Consider the following 1,795-nt stretch of genomic DNA (forward strand, 5'->3'; position numbering starts at 1 on the left):
GGGGCTGACTAAAAAGGCCCGAGTCAATTTGGCTGTAAATAGGCTTTTTGGATTTTTGAGACTGATAGAAGCCTGGTTAAATTAACAAGGGGTCAAAAAGCTGCTCTTAGGAGTGCTTTTGACCCCTTTTTGATTGCTATGCAGCCGTTTTTTGCTGTTTGAGGTGCAGTTTTCTTAGGTTATGGGCCATGGCAACCAGGGTAAACTCTGCGGTTACCTTTTTGAGGCCCCTTAGGTGGAAGCGGCGGAAGCCCATGTTCCATTTAATGTCTCCAAAGCAACTTTCTATTTCTATACTTCGCTGCTTTCGAAGCTGGAAGCCTTTTTGCGAGTGAAGGTTTGTCCGGGCCTGCTGCTTGTAATTGTCAAGCTTTTCATTGACTTTGATAATCCGGTTAACACCCTGTTCAGATTTGCAGCAGCGCTCATAAAACGGGCAACCCGCGCAACTGACGCATTCGTATTCTTTGATCTGTGATTGATAACCCGTCCGTTTATGGGTTTGTTTGTAGCTGCGTTGCAGGCTGAGCGTCTGGTTATTAGGGCAAATATAGGTGTCTCGCGCCTGGTCGTAGCGAAAGTTGTCTTTTAGAAAAGGGTTGTTTTGATACTTTTTCTTCTGCTCACCGTGGAACCAGGGAAATTTCAGGTAGTTGTTTATCCGTTTGTTTTCCAGCAATTCATAGTTTTCTTCTGTGCCAAAGATGCTGTCTGCAATGATATTTTCAGCAGCGGCAGGCTGCTGAGCCGATACCTGTTCCAAATGGGCTTTGAAGCAAGTGCCGTCGTTGGTATTCTGGTGCAGGCTTATGCCGGTGATAAACTGGTCTTCACAGCCTGCTAACACATTGTAGGCCGGCAGTACCTCCACCTTGTTTTTCATCATCATCGCACTCGCGTCCGGATCGGTCACATTGTAACCGCTGCGGCCGCCTGCCGTTTGGATCTGCGCATCATACTGCCGGGCCCGGTCTGCGGTCCGGGCCAGTTTCCTGCCAAGGCCCTGGGCTTTCCGTTTCGTCTTTTTACTGGTGATACCCTTCACTTTCTCATTGAGCTGATCGATCTGATCTGCTATAATTTGTTGGCTGAGGGGATCACAGCCATATTCTTCCAGGTCTTTGTTGCCATAAGCCGCATCTTCAACCGCATTTAACGCATCGATCTCTTTGAGCAACTGTCTGCATTTTTGTTCTGCCGAAGCCTTGTAACGCTGCGCATTCTTCTTCCAGACCATTTTATGCTTGTTCGCATCAGCCGAAAAAGTGCTGCCGTCACAGAAGTAGTTTTCCATTTTGATGTAATCATGCTCCATCAAAAACACCAACATCGAGCTGAACAAAACCTGGATGGATTCTTTCGCTTTACCGCTGCGGAACCGGTTGAGCGTCCGGAAGTCGGGGCGACACATGCCACTCAACCAGAAAAAATGGATATCCTGCGCCAGGGCACGTGCTATCTTCCTGCCGGTATATATTTTCATGCAATACGCATACAACAACACTTTGAGCAACATCCGCGGATGATAGGCGCTGGTGCCGCCGCCTTCGTAAAGGTTGATCAGCCCGCTGATATCCATTTGGTCAACCACCTGGTTGACTACACGTACCAAATGTGCCTGTGGGATCAGTTCTTCCAATGAAGGGGGCAACAGAAGTAATTGCCCGGGACTGTATTCTTTAAAAACAACAGATTTTTTTATCTTGCCCATGTATTTCTAATGTCGTAATTAAAAATACAAAAAAGCCCTCGTTCTACATAGTAGAAAAAGGGCTTTTGCTTTTGGGTCACCCTC

General features: G+C 47.2%; 1 protein-coding gene. It reads right to left on the reverse strand.

Annotation, left to right across the window (positions count from 1 at the left end; genetic code table 11):
- Positions 1 to 136: 136 nt before the first annotated feature.
- Positions 137 to 1,711: an IS1182 family transposase gene (locus CLV60_RS34085; protein WP_106599854.1), complete on the reverse strand. Its 1,575-nt coding sequence runs from the start codon at positions 1,709 to 1,711 to the stop codon at positions 137 to 139.
- Positions 1,712 to 1,795: the final 84 nt, after the last annotated feature.

Source organism: Dyadobacter jiangsuensis (assembly GCF_003014695.1).
In the GTDB taxonomy this organism is placed as follows: Bacteria; Bacteroidota; Bacteroidia; order Cytophagales; family Spirosomataceae; genus Dyadobacter; species Dyadobacter jiangsuensis.

Coding starts and splice junctions, on each gene's coding strand:
- CLV60_RS34085 (WP_106599854.1), bottom strand. CDS start 1,711: ATGGGCAAGATAAAAAAATCTGTTGTTTTTAAAGAATACAGTCCCGGG.